A 23,851-nucleotide genomic window follows, 5' to 3' on the forward strand; every position below is an offset into this window, starting at 1 on the left:
ATAATGGTTGCTACTTCCTCTCCATTCTACCACAGTTTGATGCAGGAAGACTCATCCACCTGAAACACTATTATTTGTTTTTACGTCTTACTATTTGTAGGTACCATTTCATACCAGACAGAATCGAGGGATACCATGAAAAAACTGCTTTTGCTGCTGTTGACGATCGGCTTGCTGCAAGGATGCACGAGTGGCACAGATAGCCCTTCCACTCCAACAGAACAACAGAAGCCACCTGTTGCAGCCGAGCCCGAGACACCTGCTTCTGAGCCACCCGCAACCACGCAACCACCTACAACGCCTGAGAAGCCACCAACGGAACAACCAACTCAACAAGAGACTGTCTATGCCAATGACATTTTCCGCAATGTCACTGTGAAGAAAACCGCCCAAGACACGTTTGAAATCAAAGGACAGGCGAGTGTGTTCGAAGCAGTACTCAATTACGTCGTAGAAGATGGGCATAACGAGCTGACGCAAGGTTCCGTGCAGGCTACGACCGCTGCTCCTGATTGGGGAGATTTTACCCATACACTGAAAGTGAAAAAAGCGGAGCCGAACAGCACACTGACACTGATCTTGTTTGAAACTAGCATGAAAGACGGTAGCCGAAGAATGGAACTCATCATTCCGCTCCCGGAATAAGGCCTGCAAAAAAATCAGACCCTCTCTATGAAAGAGAGGGCCTGATTGAAAGGGTCTATTATTAGATAGCAGTAGACAGTCAGTTGCCGTATGCCTTGCTGTTACTTTTACTCGCTTTTTTCTTCCTTGAAGCATTCCATGCAGAGCGCACCATTGTTCTCGATTTCATACTCGGTCAAGCGAACCTGGCAAGACTTGCATTGTTTTTCCGTGAGCACTAAGTTCAAGACTATAACTCCTCTCAATGATGTAACGTAGTCTATTTATATTATAACCAAAGATTTATATCAGACAAATAGCTACCTGTTAAAATTTCGTGAATTTTCAAATATAAAAAATAATAAACAAAGAGGAGATCATTATGACCTCACCCTATTTTTCACTTTTTCTGACAGGGGAGCCGTTTCGGCTGTTTTCTACTTCTCACGTTATCACCTTGATTCTTGTGCTTTGTCTGGTCGTGTTCACCTATTTATTTCGGCAAAAGCTCCAAGTCCCGACAAATCGACTCGCCACACGTTACGTACTTGCGGGTGTCTTGCTCTTGTCAGAGGTTTGTTATCAGCTTTGGCATGTTTATACCGAGAGTTGGACGGCTGCTTACACATTGCCCTTGCAGCTGTGTAGCGTGACCCTCCTCCTTTCTGCCATGATGCTGATGACGAGAAGTTATGGGCTGTATGAGATTACCTTTTTTGCAGGAATTGGCGGAGCCATGCAGGCACTGCTTACCCCCGAGTTGTTTTATCCATTTCCGCATTTTCGCTTTGTGCATTTTTTTGTAGCCCACGCGGGAATCGTCCTTGCTTGCCTGTACATGACGTGGATAGAAGGCTACCGTCCGACTGTCCGTTCGATTGGGAAAACGATGGGCTTTTTAAACCTGCTCTTACTCGTCGCACTTTTCGTCAACCATTGGACCGGCGGAAATTACTTATTTGTCTCGCGCAAACCGGACAATCCCAGTCTGATCGACTTTTTGGGCCCGTATCCGTGGTACATCGTATCGTTGGAAGGAGTAGCTCTCGCGTTGTTTTTCTTGTTGTACCTGCCCTTTATCCGAAAGCAGCCGTTGGCGAAGGAAGTCAGGAGCGATTTGTCTGTCTGAATTACGCCTGCTGCTCGTTTACCCATTCGGTAACAAATTGCAAGAAGCGTTTGGCAGCCGGTGACTGCTTGGAAAAAGAGGTTGCTGCCACCCCCAGCGAACGGTAATGCTCCCCTTCAAGCGGGATCATCCGGATATTTGCAGGCAAGCGGAATAAAATCATTTCCGGAAGGATACTGATCCCGAGCCCATTTTGCACCATGGCAATAATCGCATGATCATCTCCTACTTCATATTTGATTCGCGGCTCGATCTGATACTGGGCCAGCAAGCGCTGTATATCATTGTCACAGCCCGTCTTCGGCATGATAAATGTCTCTTCGGCCAATCGGCTCACATGCACCCGCTCCTCTTTGTAGAGCGGGTGTTCCTCTGTCACCAGCAAATACATCTGATCCTTTTTCAAAGGAATACATTCCAAATCCTCTGTTGTCGGCAAGGAGACGAAGCCGAAATCAATCTCTCCGGTTTGAATCCAGCTCTCAATTCCATCGTAATACCCTTCCATCAGCTTAATCTCGATCGCCGGATATTGATCTTGAAACCGCTTGAGAATACCGGGAAGCCATTGCGTAGATACACTCGTAAACGTCCCAATTCTCACCGTCCCGACCTCCAACCCATTGATGGCAAACACCTCTTGTTTCATCCGCTCATGACAGCGCAAGGTCTCGCGTATGTAGGGAAGCAGTCGCTCCCCATTACTCGTGAGGCTAATACCTGACCGTCCTCTGGTCAAAAGTGAAAACCCAAATTCCCGCTCCAGACTCGCAATCGCATGACTGATCGCTGATTGTGTCAGACCTAGTATTTCGCCAGCTTTGGTTAAGCTCCCCGACTCAATAACGGTGATCACTACCTCAAACTTGTTCAAACTCACCCTTCTTCGTCCCCTTTACATGAATCCGATTCATGAAAATCATCACAAACATTCATTTTTCTTATTTAAACGATACTCGTATACTGTTTATGGCGCAACACTGATTAGGACCCGCTTTTTCCCGGGCAAGGAGGCTTATCCCATCATGAAACCGCAAGTGAAAGCCGATTTGGCTATGATTTTGGTCACCCTGTTTTGGGGAACCTCGTATGTGTTTATGCAAATGGGATTGAAGGATTTGGAGACTTTCAATCTGATCGGTGTCCGCTTTGGCATTGCTTTTATACTCGCAGCTGCCTTGTTCCACAAACGCTTGCGTAGCACGAATCGAAAAACATTGCTCCATGCATTCGTACTCGGTGCGCTCCTTTTCGGGGTTTTTGCCACCATCACGAACGGAGTGAAATCAACGACAGCTTCCCAGGCAGGCTTTCTCGTTAGCTTGACCGTTATCTTTGTTCCGCTCTTATCTATTCTTTTGAGAAACCGTCCCGAAAAAAGAGTCTTTGTCGGCGCTGGACTGGCCATGATCGGTATCGGCCTGCTCACACTAAGCGCTGAATTTCGCATCAGCCAAGGAGATCTTCTGTGCATCGCTGGTGCTCTCTTTTACGCTACACATATTACCGTAACAGGCCGATGGGCCATTCAATCGGATACGATCCAGTTGGGGATTTATCAGCTTGGTTTTACGGCACTGTTGGGCATTGTTTTTTCTTTTGCGTTGGAGACTCCCACATTACCGCAGACGACAGAGGCTTGGATCGCCGTGCTCGCCCTTAGCGTATTGTGCAGTGCAATTGGCTTTGTCGTTCAAACGGTGGCCCAAAAATATACGACCGCCACGCACACAGGTGTTATTTTTTCCTTGGAGCCAGTCTTCGCTGCCCTGTTTGCCTTCTTGGTTACAGGCGAAACACTGTCTGTTCGCGGGTACATAGGCGCAGGTCTCGTTTTGATCAGTGTGCTGATTGCGGAAATCGATGTGAAGAGCTTGCTGCGCGGAAAGCAGCTGACAAAAAACCCGACTCACTCATCCTGAGCCGGGTTTTGCGTATGGGTTATGCAAGAGAGCAATCCGAAAGAAATCCAAACCTAATTTATTTGTTATGATTGAAAAAATGAGTATATTCATGGCGAAGCTACTTAAGTATGGAGGGATGGACATGAACCAAAACAGCGAAACAAACAAAATCGCAGCGCAAGCAGGTGAATGCGAGATTGTGATCACCCGTGTATTTGATGCTCCACGTGATCTTGTGTTTAATGCTTGGACGAAAGAGGAGAACCTGTCGAAATGGTGGGGGCCTCGAGGTTTTACGACGACTACTCAGCAGTTTGATCTAAAACCGGGCGGTACATGGCAGTTTATCATGCACGGTCCTGATAGCGTTGATTTTCCCAACACCAACGTCTTTGTCGAGGTCGTTCAACTCGAGCGAATCGTCTTCAAACATACTGTGTTTCCTCATTTTTTAGCGACAGCCATCTTTGAGGATCTGGATGGCAAGACCAAACTGACTTATCGCACCGTTTTTGAAGAAACGGCGGCTGTATTCGATAAGGTGAAAACATATGCCGTCCCAGGTGCCGAACAGACCATGGATCGTCTTGAAGAGCATCTGGCAAGTATGTCTGAAAAGTAGATCGTTCCATAAAACAGCGGCAATCCAGGACTTTACTTTCTTGTCCTGGACAGCCGCTGCTCTGATTTTCTGGTTATGTTTTCAAGACGTGTAGCAAACTGTTCCGCCTATGATGGTCATCATGACCTTTGTCGAGAGCAGCTCGTCTGGATCGATGGTAAACAGGTCTTTGGAATAGACGGTCATATCTGCGTATTTTCCACGAGACAGCGTACCTTTGACATGATCTTCGTTCGTCACCTGTGCACTGCCCAATGTAAACAGATGAATCGCTTCCTCCATCGTCAGTTTTTCTTGCGGGAAGTACCCATCGTGTGTTTCCCCTGGTGCTTTGCGCGTGACCGCTGCGTGTATCCCCAACAGAGGATCGATTGGCTCTACCGGTGTATCCGAGCCCGCAGCGCAAATGATTCCGTACTCCATCATCGTTTTCCAGATGTACGAGTGTTGAATCCGCTCCTGCCCAACACGATCCATCACCCAAGGGAAGTCTCCTGCAAGAAAACGCGGTTGGATATCTGCGATCCGATGAGGATGCTTCAAGCGGTCCAGCAGGTCCGGCCGCAAGATTTGTGTGTGTATGAGGCGGTCTCGATAGGCGACTGCCGGGAACTGATCCAAGCTGTCCAGCACCATTTCCAGTGCTTTGTCGCCAATGGTGTGTACGGCAATAGGCATCCCCAGTTCACGTGCTTGGCGAACCAGCTCTGTCAGCTCGTCTTGCTCATGCACAGGATAACCGCTGGTACTCGGATCATCAGCGTACGGAGCTGACAGGTAAGCCGTCCTGCGTCCTAATGCCCCATCTGCAAAAATTTTCACCGCACCGATTTGCACATGAGCGTTTCCATAGCCTGCCGTCATGTTTAAGTCGCGCAGCTCATGCATATGCGGATAGAAGACAAGCAGGTTGCTGCGCAGCGCAAGCTCTTCGCCATTGATGAGCTCATCATAGAGCCGATACGTTTGCGCAAGTCCGCTCAATTCACGCAAATCCTCCGTATGTGCCCCTGTCAATCCATGCGCCATTGCATAGCGAATCGAGCTGCGCAGGCTTTGCTTCAACTGATCGTAGTCAGGTCTTGGAATATGCTTCGTAATCAGGTTGGAGGCAGTTTCTAATAGCATACCCGTTGGCTTTCCGCTCACAGGATCATGTACAATGACTCCCCCCGCAGGCACTTCCATGTCACGATGATAGCCACATAGCTCCAATGCCTTGCTGTTGACTAGATTCGCATGTCCACATATTCGTGCCAGAAGAATCGGGCAATGCGGTGCAGCTTGATCAAGCTCTTCAATGGTAGGAATGCCGCCCCCATCCGCGAACAAATTCTCATCCCAGCCGTAGCCTTGTATCCACGTATTTTCAGGTGTGGCTTGCGCTTTTTCTTTTAAGAGAAACAGCATCTCGTCCTTGGACCGAGCTTTGCTCAAATCCAGCTGCAAAAAGGTGAGACCAAGCCATCCCAAGTGCAGGTGGCTGTCAATCAATCCCGGGGTAGCTGTACATCCTTGCAAATCAACGACTTCTACATCACTGCCTCCGTATTGAAGAAGCATGTCCGCATCGCTGCCCAAGTCATGGACAATTCCATCCCGAACGACCAGTGCTTGTACGAACAAATGCTTGGAATCTCCTGTGTAAATGCGTCCATTTCTGAAAATGGTTGTCGCCATCTCGTGACCTCTTTTCTGTTCGCTTCTGTATTTTCGTATGCCTATCCTCTCTTAATTTGTTTGCTGCTAGTCGTTTTCCTCCCTGAAATAAAATAACGTTCAAAAAATTGCGATCTTCGCTTTTCATTTGGGAAAACATGGTGCTTACTCACTTTCCTGTTGAAAGTAGCAGCGGTAGGGCACGTTATGTTCATGTCCTATTTTTGCGCGGAGGGAACGTATGCAGCAAAAAACAAAAAACCGCCTTCCATCCTTCCTTCAAATACAGGAGTCCACTGGTCTGAAAATGTCGCGCCACGAGCCTTCTCATCAAAAGCCATCAGGTCGGTTGGACAATCAAGCCAAGCTGCTGCTCCTGGTCAACGCTGTATTCATTGCCGCTGGCGCCCTTTCTGGCACGTTTGTAAACGTCTATTTGTGGAAGGTAAAAAGTCAGTTTGCACCGATCGCTTGGTTTACTTTCGCCGCCCATCTCGCGGGTGCTCTTACCTTCTGGCTTGCTGGCTGGTATGTTAAGCATTTGAATAAAATGAATATCCTGCGTGCCGGGATGGCGGTTTCTGCCCTTTTTTATTTGCTCGTTCTTCTGGCGGGTCCAAAAGCTGTCTCTTATGCCGTACCGCTTGGGCTCGTTCAAGGTATGGCGAGTGGCTTTTTCTGGCTTTCTTTTAATGTGGTGTACTTCGAAATCACGAATGCCGATAACCGCGACCTTTTCAACGGTTGGGCAGGGTTGCTTGCTTCCATTGGCGGCATGCTCGCTCCATGGATATCAGGGTTGCTCATTACGCGGCTCCCGGGCAATAGCGGCTACTCCCTTATTTTCGGGATCTCGCTTGCGCTATTTGTCGTCGGCGTGTTCATCAGCTTTTTTTTGAAAAAACGTCAATCGGAAGGGACGTATTCTTGGAGCTTTTCCTTCCGTTGCTTGAGAGAGGAGCCCGAGTGGCGCTGGGCGGCAGGCGCTTTAGCTGGTCAAGGACTGCGTGAAGGTGTATTCGGTTTTGTGATCGGTCTACTCGTCTACATTTCCACGAGAAGCGAGATGACTCTCGGCAACTACTGGTTGACTACATCTGCCGTCGGGCTTGTGAGCTACTTCTTGATCGCCAAATGGTTCGCTCCGCGCTATCGCAAGTGGGGAATGCTCACTGGTTCTGTCATCATGTGGGGGATTCTGTTCGTATTTTTTTGGCAGGTGAGCTTTACGACACTGCTTATTTTCGGGATTGCCGTGTCCATCGCTTATCCGCTGTATTCTGTACCCATGCTCTCCACGATTTTTGATCTGATTGGCACGAACGAAGAGAGCGCACGCAATCGGGTCGAGTATGTCGTGCTCCGAGAGTTCGCTCTGGACGTTGGTCGGCTGGTGGGGATTCTGATCTTTCTGCTGGTAACCTCCTTGAGCGTCTCTTCTCTTACGCTGAACTGGTTGATTCTGTGCATCGGAATCGGCCCACTCATCGCTTGGGCGTGCATGACCAAGCTATTCCGTCACGTCCCCGCGACTAAAAAAGCAGACAACGAAACGTAAGCGTACGCCCATGACAAAACCCGCTTCGGCTGACTTGCCTAGCGGGTTTTGTCACCGATTTATGAGGATAGTCTCCAGCCACCTGTCGTTTGTTGCAGCTTCCACAGCCGCGCATACAAACCGTTTTTCTTCACAAGCTCATCATGCTGTCCCTGTTCGACGACCGTGCCATTTTCCAACACGTAGATGTTGTCAGCATTACGGATGGTTTTCAGGCGATGAGCAATGGCAATAACCGTTCTTCCCTCGATAAGCGTATCGATCGCTTTCTGAATTTGCGCCTCATTTTCGGGGTCGAGTGAGGCTGTTGCTTCATCTAAGAGAATGATCGGCGCATTTTTCAAGATCGCTCGAGCAATGGAAATGCGCTGTTTCTCGCCGCCTGATAGCGTGCTTCCCCCTTCCCCTACGAGCGTATCGTAGCCATCGGATAGCTGCATGATGAAATCATGGCAGCACGCTTGTTTAGCCGCCTCCTCGACCTCAGCTTGTGTCGCATCCCTTTTTCCGAAGCGAATGTTGTTTGCAATCGTGTCCTGGAATAAATACACGTCCTGGAACACCATTGACACGCGGGAGAGAAGTGCCTCCGGGTCCATGTCGACAAGTGGTTGATTGCCCAGCTGAACACTGCCTTGCGACGGGTCATAAAATCTGGCAATCAGCCGCATCACGGTGCTTTTTCCACTGCCGGATGGCCCGACCAACGCTGTAAACGAACCGACTGGCATATGCATGCTCACGTTGTTCAGGACGTTCTTTTCGATATAGCCAAAAGAGACGCCTGCAAGCTTCACGTCGTTTTCCGAAGGTGGTTGCTGCTCGCCTGTCATGATCGGCTCCGACAGCAACTGGACAATCCGCTCCCCCGCCTGTTCGTGGTAACGGAATTCTGCATAGTTGACGAGTGCAGCTGTCAACGGATCAAAGATACGTGTCCCAACCAGCAGAAACATGACAAACGTGATCAGATCTATGCTACCTGCTATGAGCAAATACACGCCGACCATGACCATGAGTGTGAGGCCCGCCCGAATAAAAGCAATGGCGGCGAGCACAATCGGTCCCAGTAAACCTTCGATTCGTATGCTCTGCCGCATGAATTCGCGAAACGATTGCTCCAGCCGTACAAAGCGTTCGCCAGTCAAATTGTACGCCTTGATGACGCGAATGCCGTTCAAATATTCCTGCAAGCGATTGGCGGCGTCAATTTTGGCTCGCATATGCCTCGCTCCGAGCCTGCGTTGTAGTCCAGATGTCATCAGCACCAAGAGAATCGCTATGGGAAACGCAGCAAACAAGGCCAGTGCCATGCGCCAATCCGCGAAAGAAAGACCTACGATCGCCATGACAGGCATGATGATCGCCCCCAACATTTGCGGTACGAGATGGGAAATCCCGTGCTCTACCATCGTAAAATCTCCCATCATCATATTGGCCAAATCCCCTGGGTCTCTTTTGTTCAAGTAACCGAGTGACAGCTTGCGAAGGTGCTCTGCTAGCTTGGTTCGCCCTTCTGCAGCCGTGCTGTAGGCGCCACGAAACTGTGTACGATACGCTGGAATTTCGCATAGAAACAAAAGGAGCAACGAGACTACCATCCATCCGCATACCCACCAGAGTCGCTCGATGTTCAATGGGGCACCTGGCTGGGCAAACGGCTCAAAAATCAAGCGGGCACCCTCCACGAGCAAGGCAAACGGCAATATTTGCGCAAGGTTGGCAAGTGTCGTGTACATAACGGGTTTGATCAGCGCCCTTGGTTTACCTGCTGTGATATTGTTCAGCATACTCATCTGCATCCACACTCCCCTTTCCTTCGCCCATTTGCCAGTCCTGTGCATCGGTGTAAGCCTTCCACATCCGGGCGTAGAGCCCATTCGCCTCTATCAATGATTGATGCCTGCCTTGTTCGATCAGTTCCCCTTTTTCCAGCACCAAAATTTGATCTGCATCCCGAATCGTTGACAGGCGATGCGCGATGACAATGACGGTTTTGCCCTTCATCAGCTCTGCCAGCGCCAGTTGCATCTCATACTCATTTTCAGGATCAGCAAAGGCAGTAGCCTCGTCGAGGACAAGAATCGGTGCGTTTTTCAGGATCGCCCGTGCGACCGCCACACGCTGCTCTTCTCCCCCAGACAAGTAGACTCCCCCTTCCCCGATCAGGGTGTCGTAGCCTTGCGGGAGCTTTTGAATAAAATCATGGCATTGGGCTGCCTTCGCCGCTGCATAGACCGCCTCTGGCGTTGCGTCTGGCAATCCAATCGCAATGTTGTTGTAAACCGTGTCGTAAAACAAAAACGTATCCTGAAAGACGAATGCTACGGTGTTCATCAAATCCGTACTAGAAAGTCCCCGAACATCTACCTGGCCAATGCGAATCGCTCCCTTCGAAACATCCCAAAATCTCGGAATGAGATTCGCGACCGTAGATTTCCCTGCACCAGATGGTCCGACCAGAGCTGTCACCTGCCCGTGCTTCGCCAAAAAAGAGATGCGAGAAAGTGCCTCTCCTCCTGTTTTCCCCTCTGCTGCATAAGAAAAAGAGACGTTTTCAAATGCGACATCAAAGCTCTGCGGACGCTGGGAGCTAAGCGGTTCGGCAACGGGCTGCTCTGCCAAAATCCGATCCATGCGCTCCACCCCCTCGCCAATGTCACGCAGGGTAGAGGTCAAAAACAAGAGCTTAAACATCGGTGCAGATACACCTGGCGCCATTACGAGGAAAAAGAGCAGAACAGACGCAAACGCAACATTTTGCGGGTCTTTACTCAGCATGAACACCCCTACTGGGAGAATGAAGGCCGCAAATGAACTCAGAATCACCTTGAACACCAAAAATCCGTTTTGAAAATCATCCGTATGCTTGACGCAATAGTCCCGATAGGTGATCATATCCGCATAAAAGCGCCGGAAGGAATGAACCGTCTGCCCGAATACCTTGATCGCCGGCATTCCACGTACATACTGGACGGCAGATCCATTCATCCGTTCTAGCGAATCGTAGTACCTCTTGATATTTTCTTTTGTTTTCGTCCCGGAAAACGTAATGATCTGCACAATCAATCCCAGTATGATCGGCACGACGCAGGCCAGCGCCAGCCAGACGTTCAAGTAAAACATCACGCCAATCATGAGCACCGTTGTCACGACTACATGCACCAAATCCGGAAGCTGATGCGCGACAAACGTCTCGACCTTTTCCACATTTTGCTCCAATGTTTTTTTGACTGCACCGGTAGACGTCCCGTTGAGCCAGCCAAGCGGCAAACGGCCGATATGCGCAGCCAATTTGACTCGCATTCCGTACAAAATGCGAAACGCAGCGATATGAGACACCATCCCGCCTGCATACATCATGACCAGACTTCCCACGAGTCCCGAAAGCGCAATAACTCCCCACCGAATCATGTACGCCCCGTCCGCCATTGCGGGAGACGCTGCATGCGTTAACAGTTCGCGTAAAATAAAGTAGACCGATGCATAAGGCACCAGCATGCATATTGCGCTCAAGGAAGACAATATCGCCGAGACGACGAGCAAGCCGCGCTTCTCATCCGCAATCTCCAGCAAGCGACGCACGCCTTTTTTGGGCTGCATTCCCTCTTTGCTCTCCATTGTCGTCATTCCTGTTCTCCTCTCTCCTGCTTGCTTCTTTTGTCCTATTCCTTATCATAATGTGACCTTCTGCCCTCTACCGCCGATTGCCGGATAGATCTTACCCCTAGCCGGAGCATTCTTTTATTTAGGAACAACAAAACGGTCATAACCGTTTTGTTTGACCGCAAGCGGTCGCATCCAGCTTTATGAAAAACGTCGAGATGTTTCGATCCCCCGATGAGAGGGGACGTTTTTTACACAAAAAAACCTTTCCCACTTGGAGGCTAGCTCCCACGGAAAGGTTGCGTTGGTTTTTCGATTATGGTTGGACTACTTTTTCTTTCGCTTTCGTTACGATGTGGTGACCGAGCGGCAAGCCGCGCTGCTCCAGCTCATCAGCTGTCACAATATGGAGCGTCTCACTTTTACACGGCATGGGCATCAAGCCGCCCAATGGACTCATCACTCTTCCGATCGTGTCTGTCTCAATGAGCACGTACAGGCCTTTTTCCTCCAATTGTTGCATGAATTCTCCCCAACGTTTGGAAGTAATTTGATCGGCGTGCTTGGTGAATATGACACCCATTTCTTGTGCTAGCATGTTAAATCTCCTTTGTTCTATCCGTCAAATATATGCTTCAAAAGATAATCTAACAATACAGGGAAACCTCTCTTCTGGCAAAATCCGTGTAAGCCAAAAAAACACGAAAAACGGTTGTTTTTGACCGCTTTTCGTTTCAGGAATCTCGCATCTTCTTCGCACACACCGTTTCATCGCGGCACGCTGTTTTTTGCAGCTTGCTTTTGAAAAAGAGACCTATTTTTGTCTATTTACTGTGTTATTCTTGTGCACCTCCCCATCATGTACCTAACTTTTCCTTTATTCAGAAATTCGTTGCCAGCTTCACATGCAGCAGTCGGGCAAAAGGAACCCAGTGGACCTCAGAGCTGCCCGAAGCTTGAGGCGTTGCGCTACTTGGTCAATATGGATGACCTGGGGGCATTTTTTGCATTCCAATTATTCTCATTGCATCACGAACATACATTCGGTATATAATAAGAATATACGTTCGCATCCGTGGCGTGTATGGACTTTGTAGTACATCTACGAATCACCAACTTTACAGGAGTGAAATGCCGTGCCTCAAGAGCGAACCATTATGTTAGTTGACGGACAATCATTCTATGCTTCGATTGAAAAAGCGGCCCGGCCAGACTTGAAAGATAAGCCAGTCGCTGTAGCTGATCCCTCTAGAAGATCTGGTATCATTCTGGCTGCTTGCCCCGTCGCCAAATCACGCGGTGTAACAACGGCCGAAAGAGTCGGCGAGGCGCTTGCGAAATGTTCCGATTTGGTCGTAATACGCCCCCGAATGCAAACATATATCACCGTATCCTTGCTTCTTAGCGAGATCTTCGAGTCATTTACGGACCAGGTCGAACCTTATTCCATCGATGAACAGTTTCTTGATGTTACAGGTTCTATCAGTTATTTCGGGGCTCCGGAAGAGATTGCTCACCAGATTCAGACACACGTTCTGTTATCAACAGGAGTTTGGACGCGGTGCGGAATTGGACCAACGAAAGTGTTGGCGAAAATGGCTACTGATAATTTTGCTAAAAAAATGCCCGAAGGTATCTTTAAACTTGGTTTCGACAATTTAGAATCTGTATTATGGCCGTTACCGGTACATCAAATGTTTATGGTTGCCTCTCGAATGGCTCGTCATTTTACACGTATGGGTCTTTACACGATTGGCGACATTGCGCGTCTGGAACTGGGTGATTTTAAAAAGCGTATGCGAAAAGAGATGGGCAAGCAAAGTGATATACAGGCGGAATATTATTGGCAGACAGCACGTGGAATAGACCCTAGCCCTGTCGTGGCAAGTATTCGTAATAAATTAAAATCGGTTAGTCACGGCAAGGCGCTCAGAAGCAGCCTTTATCGGAAGATTGAAGATATCGAGGTTATACTGCTGGAATTGGTGGTGGAGGTCTGTCGTCGCAGCAGGAGACTGGGTTACATCGGGCGAGTTGTGTCCGTCGGAGCAACAGAAACAGATGGTCAACATTCGTTATTGTCGTTTAATAGACAGGTAACACTTCCACACCCTACATCCCTTTCACATGAAGTCGCATCAGCAGCTCTCGGAATTTTCCATAAACATTGGAGCGGTATGCCCGTTAACCACCTATCTGTTGCATTGACTGAGTTGACAGACGATAACGTCATTCAGCTTACTTTTTTCGACGACCGGATCAAAGCGTACAGCCTGGAGAGAGCGACTGATGACATTAAGGATAGATACGGCAGCGCCGCTATTATGAGGGCATCATCATTATTACAGTCCGGAGTAGCCCGTGAGAGGGCAGAACAGATTGGAGGCCATTACAAATGAGCAAACTGGACGGTAATGAACGGTGGAAGTCCAAAATGCTGCTTACTGAGCATCAAGAACAATACGAAAATCGTCACGACGCAAAGAACTCCCATAAACGACCTACAGAAGATGAGTTCAAAATGATCCGAGACTGCATCTTGCTTCCTCACATGTTAAGCATGGTGCAAAAGAGCATCGAAGACATAGAGAACCATTCCAACCTTCTAAAGCAGCTTTATTTGACAGCAGGCCGAGCACTAATGAGCCAAATAAGTGCAGATTTGTACAGTCTGCGCCGCGAATTGTCGAAGCGTAATATTAAAATAATGAGTGATGAACAAGCAGATATGGTAATGTATCACCGTTTTATTTGTAGAGGATACGAGGATCGCTTTGGAATGGTCCGGGATGTTATGCGTTCGGAAATCAGTATTCGCCTGTCAATGTATATCAAAGAATTAGTTAGTCGAATGGGTGCAAACGACTATTAAACCTTGCATATCCGAATTTACCGTCATATAAGTTGGCGATTTTGTTGTTGTTCCCATTATCATGGTTTTCTTCGTTTTTATCGGAGTGGATTGGGACATCAATGTAACGGCTTACGTAGTGCTAGAGCGGTCTACCGGAAGTCTTGCCCATTCCCTTGAAATTTAACAGAAAAAAGCCGACAACTCGGGCCGGCTGAAATGGTTCAAATTAACTCTGGTCGGCAAACATTACCGTCTTTCGGATGACAGCAGACCTGCCCCCCAGAAAGTAACAGGCTCACGCAATCTGAGCAGATGACCAGCCGACAGGTATTGCAGGATCGTCATCTTCTTTCAGGGACATGTGGACAAATACTTCTAAGGTATTGCAGCTGTTGCCAGGCAGCCGCATAGGCTTTGTATAGCTGTGCTGCCTCCTCCGTTCTACCAGCCTTATTAGCCTCGAGATACTTGTTATATAATTCCTTCACTTGCCTGTCGACTTCCGCTACTTTGTCGCAGCCAGTACCAGGGGTCACCAGACCAGGATCGGGGGATGGGGTCGCCGGACCAGGATCGGGGGCTGAGGTCACCGGACCAGGACCGGGGGCTGAGGTCACCGGTCCTGGATCGGAGGATGAGGTCGCCGGACCGGGACCGGGGGCTGAGGTCACCGGACCGGGACCGGGCGTCGACGGCGATGCAAACGGCTCGCAGGCGCCCAGCGGCAGGAACAGGAGGAGTAGGAACAAGACTAGGTGTTTACGCATCAGGGTTCCCTCCTTAATCGTGGTGTTGCCCTTAGAGTGCCCGAAAAGAGTCCTCAGTAAAGAAAGATTTCTTGGCATTAACGCTTGTCAGATGCTCGTGAGCACAGCAAGCGTAAAATAGCCCCACCTTGTCTTCAAGATGAGGCTAGGGTAATCTTGGTTAGGATTGAACTATGCGACACGTCAGCGGGATCGACGGCGACGACAATCAGCTTGTTTCGCAGCTCTGGGTTGACCCCTTTCTCGATACTGGCATAAAAGCTCTGCATGTCGATCAAAAACACGATCCGTTATTTAAGTAAACAAACGTTCGCTTTTATGCCTGTCATATGCAAAAAAAGTTGGTAATTATTTCTTCCCGGATATGCACACGCTGGTAGGTGTTCCGCAAACGAGAGCGAATGCAATATAGGGTTACTTTTTCACCACAGGAATCCAAATCTCGCTGCGAAAGGTCGGTGATGTTATCTCTTTATTTTCGTTCCACAAAATTTCTGGGCCCTGAGCCGCCTCATATCCAGAGGACACAAACCATTCAGCATAGATGCGACCCCAGATGTCTTGCAGCGTATCAGGGAATGGACCCACTGATTCGAATACGGCCCAGGTAAAAGCAGGAACTTCAAGCACTGCCAGATTGTCTGGACATTCCTTTGTAGTGGCCACCCCGATAAAGTGATCAACCTCACCATATTCCAGCCGACCTTCTGAAAAGTTCGTGGACGCACTGAGCAGTCCAAGTGGTTTGACATCGGATAGAGACTTCAGTTGCTGAATCGCCTCCATATCTAATGAAGCCCACATGGACGCAATCTCTGGATTGACTCCACGATAAATCAGCGGGACTCTTTTTTTCAGACCCACAATGCGAAATGGCTCTTTTTCTTCCATACGGTAGTTCATGGCACTGCCTCCTTTAATGGATAGATGAAAGGTCATTCGCGGATAAGCCTTCAAGGAATGGCCAATGTGTCTGGCTTCTGTCGGAGTGACGCCATGCACATTCTGAAAAGCTCTGGCAAAGGAATCAGCCGATCCGTATCCGTATTTGACCGCAATGTCAATGACCCGCTCGTTGCTGTCCGCAAGCTCAAAAGCTGCAAGCGTAATGCGCCGACGCCGGATGTACTCGGATAACGGAACTCCAGCGAGAAAAGAAAACATCCTTTTGAAGTGATACTCGGAGCAGCAAGCCACCCGAGCGATTTCTTTGTAGTCAATCTCGCTGGTCAAATTGTCTTCGATGTAGTCCAGAGCCTCATTCAGCTTTGCAAGCAAATCCATGGTAATGACCTCCCTTTCCCCCTCAGAATAGCAAAAGCAAAATCAGGCGATCCGACATTTCGTGCACGATTATGACGGGTCGCCCTTGTGAAAAACGCCTATTGAAAGGATCTCTATCACAATGACTACCACTTCCCCCCTGCTCTCCCAAATCGGAGCCATTTTTGTAGCCGTCAGCGACATCGAACGCGCACGCGACTGGTACTGCCGTCTCTTGGGCATTCCCGCAGACGGTGAGATTATGTTCGGACATATATACTGCATTCCCTTACAAAGCGGACTGACGCTCGTTCTAGACAGCAAAATCTTTCCGAAGCGCATCACAGATGATGCTCCCTTGTTTCATTTCAACACACAGGATATCGAAGCCTCTTATGCATTTCTCAAGGAGAACGGAGTAGAAGTCGTCGTTCCTATCCAGCATGGTCACTGGTTCAACTTCCGCGATCCCGACGGCAATCTGATCATGGTATGCAAATGTTAAGCTGAAAAGGAGATACACGCATGACCATCCACTTACGCCGCACTACACCAGCAGACATTTCATTTGTATGCGAAGTAGAAAATGCGCCAGAGAATACCCCGTTCATTATCCCGTGGAGCGAAGAGCGGCACCACCACGCACTTGGCAACCCGGACATCCTCCATATGATTGCCGAAAAAAAAGAAACAGGCCACCCCGTCGGCTACGTCATCATCGCCGGGCTGACCAATCCTCATCAAAGTATTGAGCTCATGCGTATTACAATCGCAGTGAAGGGCGAAGGCTACGGTCGCAACATCCTGCGTCAGATCAAGCATTGGGCATTCATCGAGCAAAAAGCCCATCGACTCTGGCTGGATGTAAAAGAAACGAACGACCGCGCCCGCACCCTTTACGTATCGGAAGGGTTTCACATAGAGGGCACCTTGCGCGATTGCCTAAAATCAGGCGATACTTACGAATCCTTGATCATTTTATCCATACTGGCATCGGAATATGACGCTAAGGGGCTAGTCGCTCCGGAGTCGTAACATACAGCCATTTGCCGTCGTTGCTAGCTCCCAAAATAGATACATTCGCTGGCAGTCCTTTCACCAGCACAGATTGTTGCTTACGATCAGCATCGAACAGGAAGAGCGACGATACGGACTCCGCTCCTTGTTCAGCTTTTTCCCAATCGATATAAACCAAATGGTGAGTGCCTGGAATCCATATCGCATCTGGTTTCATTTCCTTCAGTTTGACGTCGCCCTTAAACACCCCTGCATTCCAATACATTTGATAGGCGCCATCTGTCGACTGGATATAGCCAGACCAAGCTTCTTTGGGAACAGGTGGATTCCAGCTGATCACTTTGCCTGACTGCCAATCGTAGCGTTGACGAAGCTCCTCAAAGCTTTCCTCCTCCATTCTCATTTCAAACGTCGCGTAGCGTCCATCATCGATAAAACTGACGGGCTGGACTTGCCCATTCATCTCATCTGTTGGAACCCATCCTTTGATTACACCTGGGAGGCGCCGTTCTTTTGCAGTCGCCAGATCGTACACGACCAAATCGAGATCCTTTTTCTGTTCGGTCTTGCCTACTGCCATCAATACATGCTTGCGATCATGGCTAAAGCTGGCTCCATGTACGTATCCATCTACCTTGATACGAGTGGCAAACTCACTTTTCGGTACTTCTGTCCCTTTTGGTGGATGAGCGAAAAAGAAGCCGCGGCGATCTGCCATGAAGTCGCCTGCACCGCTATAGTTGTCAGTCAGCTCCACTGGATAAGCAGTCAGCTCTTTTGTCTGTATGTCATAAATCGAATACAGCATGGGGAAACGTGCATCGCACTCGCAATATTCTGTAAATCGCTCCAACAACACATACCGTTCCTCAGGGTCGATAAATTCCATGGGAGTCCTGACGGCAAAGTCCGTCATTTTTTCTTTCACCTTGCCATCAACGGAGACTCGCCAAATCTGAGACGGAGCAAACACCACCGCCGAGAAATCATTCGTATCATCAAACGCGGTTCCCTTTACCGTCTTCGCTCCTGCTACATTTACAACATATTCCGTCCAGCTTCTGTCTTTGGCAAGCGTATCAGGAAGGGTAGCCAGCAATTGCAGTTGACGGTCGTGCACCCAGTGAAACGTAAAAATCGGCTCCACGTAGCCCAAGTCCTCTTTTTTGGTCTCTTCCTGAGCATTTTTGCGGATCGCTGCTTCGACTGTTCCACGGTTCACGGCTTCCTTAAAAAAGAGGGTGTATGCCTGTGGTGCAGGTCCTACGACCGTTCTTCGAGGAGAGCGGAGCTGTGGAGCCTCGTTCAACTGAATAACCACGTCTTCTTTCATCGCTACGTAGTCGTAAGGCAGTTCCTTTTGCTTCCATTCCTTTGTCGTTTGGCTGGTCGTATGGGAGGGGCCAGTCTGAGCAATCCGACTGTCCGTGGAGGTTGCTTGCGCGAAGTCGGATCCTGTCATGATAAGCAATGCAAATACAATGGACATACTCATTCCCCGAATTTTTCGCAAAGACAAAAAAACTCGCCTCGCTTCCTAGAAAAATTTACCTTACAGAGGATAGACGTCGATACCCTACTTAAAGTTTCACTCCACAAAAGAAAAAGCCTCCCCACGCGCTTGAAGTGGGAAGGCTTCCTTTCCTAATCGAAGACGACACCGTCCAGCACGCCCTCATTCTTTAAATAGTCACGCAGCCAATGATACTTTTCGTCGCGCCAGAAAGAGTCCTCTGCTACCAGCTTGACAGTCTCCTGTCTCGCTACCTCCAGCGCTTTGTAATCACTTAATAAATCAGCGACTTTAAACTCCGGCAAGCCACTCTGCTTTGTCCCGAAAAAATCACCCGGTCCGCGCAATTCTAAATCGCGCTGCGATAGCTCAAATCCATCCGTCGTCTCGCACATGACACGCATCCGCTCTTTTCCAATCTCGGATTTCGGATCGGCGATTAACACACAATACGACTGTTCAGAGCCACGTCCTACCCGCCCACGCAATTGGTGAAGCTGAGCAAGACCAAACCGCTCCGCATCATAAATGACCATATAGGTGGCATTCGGCACATTCACACCGACCTCTACGACCGTTGTACTGACCAGGACAGCATGCTCTGCCGCCAGAAAGGCTTGCATGACTGCATCCTTTTCCTTCGCTGGCAGTCGCCCATGCATCAGACCTACGCCGAATTCAGGGAAAATGTGTGTGAGCTGAGCATGTACATCAATCGCATTTTGCACATCGAGCTTTTCCGACTCCTCAATGAGCGGACAAATCACATACGCTTGTCGTCCTTTGCGCAGTTCATCCCGCATTTGCTCCAACACAGCCGGAAACTGATCGTGCTTTTTCCATGTCGTCTCAATCGGTTTGCGCCCCGCGGGCATTTGATCAATCGTCGAGACGTCCATGTCGCCAAATGCCGTAATTGCCAGTGTTCTCGGAATTGGTGTTGCAGTCATAAACAAGACATCAGGAGACAAGCCTTTATTCCGTAAAATTCGCCGTTGCTCCACGCCGAATCGGTGCTGCTCGTCCGTAATCACAAGACCTAGACGGGAGAAAAAGACATCCTCTTGAATGAGCGCATGGGTACCAACCACGACATCGATTAACCCCATTTGCAGAGAGCCGATGACTTCACGTCTACGTTTCGCCGTCAGCGAACCAGACAAGAGCGCGACCTGAATGCCATAATCGGACAAAAGCTTCGTCAACGACTGCACATGCTGCTCGGCGAGAATCTCCGTCGGTACCATCAGCGCTCCCTGATAACCTGCTTTCACCGCAGCAATCAGCGCGATAGCAGCTACGACCGTTTTTCCCGAGCCTACGTCCCCTTGCAACAGCCGATTCATCGCATGAGGTGCCCGCATGTCGTCCAATATTTCTTTTACCACTCGTTTCTGCGCATCCGTCAGCGGGAACGGTAGACCTTTGACAAATTCCCGTACCTCTTCCATCGGAATCGTCAAAGCAACGCCTTCCGTTTGCTGTCGATTAATCTTGCGCAGTGTTTGCATCTTTAGCTGGAATAAGAAAAGCTCCTCGAACATAATCCGTCGCCGCGCTTGACGACCATCTTCCGCATTTTCCGGAAAATGAATCGAATGAAAGGCATGCATCCGAGGCATCAGTCGGTAGCGCTCCACAATATCGGCAGGAAGGATCTCAGGAATCTCCTTGCCGTATTGACGCAACGCCAGTTGAATGGTTTTGCGCAGCAGTGTATGCGTCACATCGCCACCAAGTGGATAGACAGGGGCGAGCTCGCCTCGTTTTGTCGCACGTTCGGAGTCTACTTCTGTCATTTCGCTCACAGTGATTTGTAGCTTGTGCTTGTCCCATTTTCCTGTGACGAGTATTTCCTTGCCGGGCGACAGCCTGCTTTTGACAAACGTCTGATTGAACCAGACAGCCGTCACCACGACACGATCCATGACAACCTTGACCGAAAGTCGTGATTTTCTTTTTCCATAAAAACGAACAGAGGGTTCGCCGTACACCGTACCTGCCAGCGTGACCCTCTCTCCGTCTTTTACTTCTGTCAAATCGCGCACACGGTAATCTTCATAGCGAGACGGGAAATACTCCAGCAAATCACCAATGCTGTTGATTCCCAGTCCTGCAAATGCCTTCGCCCGCTCTTCCCCTACCCCGTGCAAAAGGGAGACGGGCGATTGATATCCACCAGCCATCTTACTTCTCCATCCGTACGCCGAACACTTTGGCTTCGATCATGCGGCCCGTTTGCGTGGCAGCAAGACCACCCTGTGCGGTTTCCTTCAGGGTAGTCGGCATGGCGCAACCGATTCGGTACATGGCATCGATGACTTCATCTGTCGGGATTACGCTCTTGATGCCTGCCATTGCCATATCTGCGGCTACCGTCGCAATCGCTGCTCCCATCGCATTTCGTTTGACACATGGTACTTCAACCAGTCCGGCTACGGGGTCACAGACCAGACCGAGCATATTTTTCAATGCGATCGCCACTGCTTGGGCAGATTCCTCAGGCGTACCGCCAGCCATTTCTACAATCGCCGCAGCAGCCATAGCCGTTGCAGAGCCCACCTCTGCCTGGCAACCACCTGCAGCACCCGAAATGAATGCGTTATTGGCAATGCAATACCCGATAGCGCCTGCTGTGAACAAATAATTGACCATATCCTCACGGGTCGGCTGCAGCTTGTCAGATACAGCAAACAACGTCCCTGGTACAATGCCGCATGCTCCTGCTGTCGGTGTTGCGACAATCGTACCCATTGCAGCATTTACTTCGTTAACCGCCACAGACATCGAAACGGCATTCAAAAGTGTGGGGCCAGACAAAAACGTCTTGGTCTCCATATATGTTTGCAGCTTCTTCGCATCGCCGCCCGTCAACCCGCTATGCGAGCGAATATCTTCAGTAAGCCCGCGACGCACTGCTTTTTCCATCACATCGAGGTTGGCGTACATATCTTGCATAATGGCATCCCGACTGCGCTGGGAAACTTCCATTTCTGCTTCAATCATCACCTGGGAGATTTTCTTCCCCTGGGATTCGGCCAGCTCAACTAGTTCAGCCACATTACGAAACATCTGGTTGTTCACTCCTCTAATCCTGCTCGTCCTTTTGCTTAGTTCAATGCGAGCAGGGATACGTCAAAGATATGGGGGATTTGACGGATTTCCTCCAGGACTTCCGGGGAGATCGTCGAATCCGTTTCGATTGCCATCAAAGCACGCGAACCGCGTGTGTGTCGAGACACTTCCATGAGCCCCACATTAATGTTGTGCTGGGTCAGCACCTTTGCCACAGCCGCAATCATCCCAAAGCGATCCTCATGCAAGACCAAGAGCGTCGGTGTATCGAAGCCCAACTGAAAGGAAAACCCGTTCACTTCCAACACTTCGATCTTTCCGCCACCAATGGAAACACCAACGAGTTCAATCTGACGCTCATCATCAGACAGCTTGATCCGCGCCGTGTTCGGGTGCTCTGTCAAAACCTCAGAAGTGGACAACTCCACTTCCATGCCAGCTTTTTCTGCAATCACCAACGAATTTTTCAGACGCAAATCCGACGTGTCAAAGTCAAGAATTCCTGCAACGGTCGCCACATCAGAACCATGTCCTTGATACGTCTTTGCAAATGAGCCGTAAAACACAATTTCTGCTCGCAAAGGCATTCTGCCAAACAGCTTGCGAGCCACACGACCGATACGAGCTGCACCCGCCGTATGGGAGCTAGATGGCCCAACCATAATTGGACCGATAATATCAAATACGCTTTTGTACTTCAACCGGTTCTCCTCCTGAATCACAAGGGGTTCAACAAGATTCCCTCTCATTGTATCCTACAGCCTTTGAAAGCGCTACAGAGGAAACTGTACGTAAAGCAATCATAACCGATTTATGCTGACAACATGCGGTCAAATCAGGCTATATGAAAAAACTCCCTCTGAAATTATTTCTTTGGAAGTGAAATTAGGAATACCTTTACGGGATCTAGTTCTCGATCGAAATCTACAAATCCATCATGATACGAAAAATGAAGAAACTCGTTAATGATTGGTTCAAGCTCATCAATGATTTCAATCTTTCCGCTAAAGGGGAGTCTTTCATGAACCTGAGAGATAAGATTAAATTTTAGTCGCGAAGCCTGCCAATCGAACCAAACATATAACAGCATTCCATGATCACTATTTGATTTTAAAATTTGCTGTTTTCTATTCTCTATTACTTTATGGAAAAAGTTCATAAAATCAGAAACTGTGAACTGACTAGCTAACTGCTTACTTAAAGAAATAGACCACATATTAGCAGAAATTTCTTTGTTCAAATCATCTTTATGACCGCCAATAAATAGAGAGTCATACACAATATCCTCCAGCTCGATAAGGAAATCATCCTTATTCACCAGAACCTCCCCCTTGTATTTCACGTATAAAAAAGAAGCCCCCTACCTCAGGGAAGCTCCTCTCCATACGATATATCCCTTACTTATCTTTTACCATGACGATCCCAAGTAGACCTGGACCTGTATGCGTACCGATCACGGGACCAATCTGTTCCAACCAAGAGTCCGTTACCGAAAACTCTTGCTTGAGTCGCTCCAAGAGCTCAGCCGCTTGATCTGGAACACTACTGTGCAGCACAGCGATTTTCACAGGCTCGCCTTTCGCGTACTCTTGCAAAGCTTCAAATACGCGATTCAGAGCTTTCTTCGTCCCTCGTACCTTGTCAAAAGCAGACACGTACCCAGCAGTATCCAGCGTCAAAATCGGCTTGATATTCAAAAGCGAACCGATGACAGCAGATGCTCTGCCAATCCGACCGCCTTTTTGCAGGAACTCCAGTGTATCCACAATAAAGTATACCTGCACCTCATCCAAATAACGATCAATCTGATCCAGAATTTGCTCTTTGTTGTTGCCTGCTTGTGCGGCTTTGGCAGCCTCCACACAGATCATTCCATGAACAAACGAAGCTTTGCGAGAATCGATCACCGTAATGTCTATATTTTCATCCAACATCGACTTGGCGATCATCGCTGATTGATACGTACCCGATAAGGAACCCGATAAGAGTATGGCAATGATTTGCACGTCCTTGCCATAGTTCTCATAGATCGCTTTGTATGCTTCGGCAAATTCAAGCGGAGACGGCTGCGAGGTCGTCGGCATCACGCTCGATTGCTTCAGCTTATCGAAAAACTCCGAAGACGAGATAGTGACTGCGTCCACATACGTTTCCGCCCCAAACATGATTTTCAACGGGACGGCCACGATCCCCAATGACTGCCTCACAGACGCATCGATATCAGACGCGCTGTCGGTAAGAATCACAATTGGCATTCTCG

General features: G+C 49.0%; 23 protein-coding genes. 9 read left to right on the forward strand and 14 right to left on the reverse strand.

Annotation, left to right across the window (positions count from 1 at the left end; translation table 11 throughout):
• Positions 1-135 precede the first annotated feature (135 nt).
• Positions 136-645 (forward strand): Gmad2 immunoglobulin-like domain-containing protein, encoded by a 510-nt coding sequence (locus HP398_RS05880; protein ID WP_017249428.1) that lies wholly within the window; start codon positions 136-138, stop codon positions 643-645.
• 361 nt (positions 646-1,006) lie between these two features.
• Complete coding sequence (locus tag HP398_RS05885) at positions 1,007-1,753, forward strand: YwaF family protein (protein WP_017249430.1); 747 nt, start codon at positions 1,007-1,009, stop codon at positions 1,751-1,753.
• A gap of 1 nt (position 1,754) precedes the next feature.
• Here the strand turns inward: HP398_RS05885 and HP398_RS05890 are convergent, their stop codons facing one another.
• The gene (locus tag HP398_RS05890) at positions 1,755-2,633 is read right to left on the reverse strand and encodes a LysR family transcriptional regulator (protein ID WP_173622122.1); all 879 of its coding nucleotides are present in this window, start codon (positions 2,631-2,633) and stop codon (positions 1,755-1,757) included.
• Positions 2,634-2,778: 145 nt separating this feature from the next.
• Here HP398_RS05890 and HP398_RS05895 point away from each other — a divergent pair, with 145 nt between their 5' ends.
• Together HP398_RS05895 and HP398_RS05900 are read left to right on the forward strand one after the other, a co-directional pair.
• A complete protein-coding gene (locus tag HP398_RS05895; protein ID WP_173622123.1) occupies positions 2,779-3,675 on the forward strand; it encodes a DMT family transporter in 897 nt (298 codons plus the stop codon).
• Between the two features lie 124 nt (positions 3,676-3,799).
• Positions 3,800-4,279, forward strand: coding sequence for an SRPBCC family protein (locus HP398_RS05900; protein WP_173622124.1), 480 nt, complete (start codon positions 3,800-3,802; stop codon positions 4,277-4,279).
• An 81-nt stretch (positions 4,280-4,360) separates the two neighbouring features.
• On the opposite strand, the gene HP398_RS05905 is transcribed toward HP398_RS05900, so the two are convergent.
• The gene (locus tag HP398_RS05905) at positions 4,361-5,959 is read right to left on the reverse strand and encodes an amidohydrolase (RefSeq protein ID WP_173622125.1); all 1,599 of its coding nucleotides are present in this window, start codon (positions 5,957-5,959) and stop codon (positions 4,361-4,363) included.
• Positions 5,960-6,179: 220 nt separating this feature from the next.
• Here HP398_RS05905 and HP398_RS05910 point away from each other — a divergent pair, with 220 nt between their 5' ends.
• Positions 6,180-7,496 carry an MFS transporter gene (locus HP398_RS05910; protein WP_017249435.1) on the forward strand — a complete coding sequence of 439 codons (1,317 nt, stop codon included), beginning with the start codon at positions 6,180-6,182 and terminating at the stop codon, positions 7,494-7,496.
• Between the two features lie 59 nt (positions 7,497-7,555).
• Here the strand turns inward: HP398_RS05910 and HP398_RS05915 are convergent, their stop codons facing one another.
• From HP398_RS05915 to HP398_RS05925, 3 genes are all read right to left on the reverse strand, one after another.
• Complete coding sequence (locus HP398_RS05915; RefSeq protein ID WP_173622316.1) at positions 7,556-9,292, reverse strand: ABC transporter ATP-binding protein; 1,737 nt, start codon at positions 9,290-9,292, stop codon at positions 7,556-7,558.
• Positions 9,261-11,099 carry an ABC transporter ATP-binding protein gene (locus HP398_RS05920; RefSeq protein WP_026043154.1) on the reverse strand — a complete coding sequence of 613 codons (1,839 nt, stop codon included), beginning with the start codon at positions 11,097-11,099 and terminating at the stop codon, positions 9,261-9,263. Before HP398_RS05920 ends, HP398_RS05915 begins: the two co-directional genes overlap by 32 nt.
• A gap of 319 nt (positions 11,100-11,418) precedes the next feature.
• A complete protein-coding gene (locus HP398_RS05925; protein ID WP_007728325.1) occupies positions 11,419-11,700 on the reverse strand; it encodes a hypothetical protein in 282 nt (93 codons plus the stop codon).
• Between the two features lie 538 nt (positions 11,701-12,238).
• Here HP398_RS05925 and HP398_RS05930 point away from each other — a divergent pair.
• Both HP398_RS05930 and HP398_RS05935 read left to right on the forward strand, forming a co-directional pair.
• The gene (locus HP398_RS05930) at positions 12,239-13,501 is read left to right on the forward strand and encodes a DNA polymerase IV (protein WP_173622126.1); all 1,263 of its coding nucleotides are present in this window, start codon (positions 12,239-12,241) and stop codon (positions 13,499-13,501) included.
• Positions 13,498-13,974: a YhjD family protein gene (locus HP398_RS05935; RefSeq protein ID WP_173622127.1), complete on the forward strand. Its 477-nt coding sequence runs from the start codon at positions 13,498-13,500 to the stop codon at positions 13,972-13,974. The genes HP398_RS05930 and HP398_RS05935 overlap by 4 nt, the downstream gene beginning before the upstream one ends.
• A gap of 323 nt (positions 13,975-14,297) precedes the next feature.
• Here HP398_RS05935 and HP398_RS05940 read toward each other — a convergent pair whose 3' ends face one another.
• From HP398_RS05940 to HP398_RS05950, 3 genes are all read right to left on the reverse strand, one after another.
• Positions 14,298-14,723: a hypothetical protein gene (locus HP398_RS05940; RefSeq protein ID WP_173622128.1), complete on the reverse strand. Its 426-nt coding sequence runs from the start codon at positions 14,721-14,723 to the stop codon at positions 14,298-14,300.
• Positions 14,724-14,857: 134 nt separating this feature from the next.
• A complete protein-coding gene (locus tag HP398_RS30845) occupies positions 14,858-14,992 on the reverse strand; it encodes a hypothetical protein (RefSeq protein WP_371736723.1) in 135 nt (44 codons plus the stop codon).
• 145 nt (positions 14,993-15,137) lie between these two features.
• Positions 15,138-16,007 carry an AraC family transcriptional regulator gene (locus HP398_RS05950; RefSeq protein WP_173622129.1) on the reverse strand — a complete coding sequence of 290 codons (870 nt, stop codon included), beginning with the start codon at positions 16,005-16,007 and terminating at the stop codon, positions 15,138-15,140.
• 121 nt (positions 16,008-16,128) lie between these two features.
• Between HP398_RS05950 and HP398_RS05955 the strand changes: the two genes are divergently transcribed.
• Both HP398_RS05955 and HP398_RS05960 read left to right on the forward strand, forming a co-directional pair.
• Positions 16,129-16,491 (forward strand): VOC family protein, encoded by a 363-nt coding sequence (locus HP398_RS05955; RefSeq protein WP_173622130.1) that lies wholly within the window; start codon positions 16,129-16,131, stop codon positions 16,489-16,491.
• 20 nt (positions 16,492-16,511) lie between these two features.
• Positions 16,512-17,021, forward strand: a complete 510-nt coding sequence (locus tag HP398_RS05960; RefSeq protein ID WP_017249443.1) for a GNAT family N-acetyltransferase — start codon at positions 16,512-16,514, stop codon at positions 17,019-17,021.
• On the opposite strand, the gene HP398_RS05965 is transcribed toward HP398_RS05960, so the two are convergent.
• The 6 genes from HP398_RS05965 to HP398_RS05990 form a co-directional block, all read right to left on the reverse strand.
• Positions 16,993-18,465 (reverse strand): hypothetical protein, encoded by a 1,473-nt coding sequence (locus HP398_RS05965; protein ID WP_254475901.1) that lies wholly within the window; start codon positions 18,463-18,465, stop codon positions 16,993-16,995. The genes HP398_RS05960 and HP398_RS05965 overlap by 29 nt on opposite strands.
• Before the next feature lie 182 nt (positions 18,466-18,647).
• A complete protein-coding gene (recG, locus tag HP398_RS05970) occupies positions 18,648-20,702 on the reverse strand; it encodes an ATP-dependent DNA helicase RecG (protein WP_017249445.1) in 2,055 nt (684 codons plus the stop codon).
• A gap of 1 nt (position 20,703) precedes the next feature.
• The gene (gene sdaAA, locus HP398_RS05975) at positions 20,704-21,588 is read right to left on the reverse strand and encodes an L-serine ammonia-lyase, iron-sulfur-dependent, subunit alpha (RefSeq protein WP_017249446.1); all 885 of its coding nucleotides are present in this window, start codon (positions 21,586-21,588) and stop codon (positions 20,704-20,706) included.
• A 38-nt stretch (positions 21,589-21,626) separates the two neighbouring features.
• Entirely contained in the window at positions 21,627-22,292 is a 666-nt protein-coding gene (gene sdaAB / locus HP398_RS05980) for an L-serine ammonia-lyase, iron-sulfur-dependent subunit beta (RefSeq protein ID WP_173622132.1), read from the reverse strand.
• Between the two features lie 164 nt (positions 22,293-22,456).
• Positions 22,457-22,909 carry a hypothetical protein gene (locus tag HP398_RS05985; RefSeq protein ID WP_371736718.1) on the reverse strand — a complete coding sequence of 151 codons (453 nt, stop codon included), beginning with the start codon at positions 22,907-22,909 and terminating at the stop codon, positions 22,457-22,459.
• A gap of 79 nt (positions 22,910-22,988) precedes the next feature.
• Positions 22,989-23,846 (reverse strand): DegV family protein, encoded by an 858-nt coding sequence (locus HP398_RS05990; RefSeq protein ID WP_069849460.1) that lies wholly within the window; start codon positions 23,844-23,846, stop codon positions 22,989-22,991.
• Between the last annotated feature and the right edge of the window lie 5 nt (positions 23,847-23,851).

Source organism: Brevibacillus sp. HB1.4B (genome assembly GCF_013284285.1).
In the GTDB taxonomy this organism is placed as follows: Bacteria; Bacillota; Bacilli; order Brevibacillales; family Brevibacillaceae; genus Brevibacillus; species Brevibacillus porteri.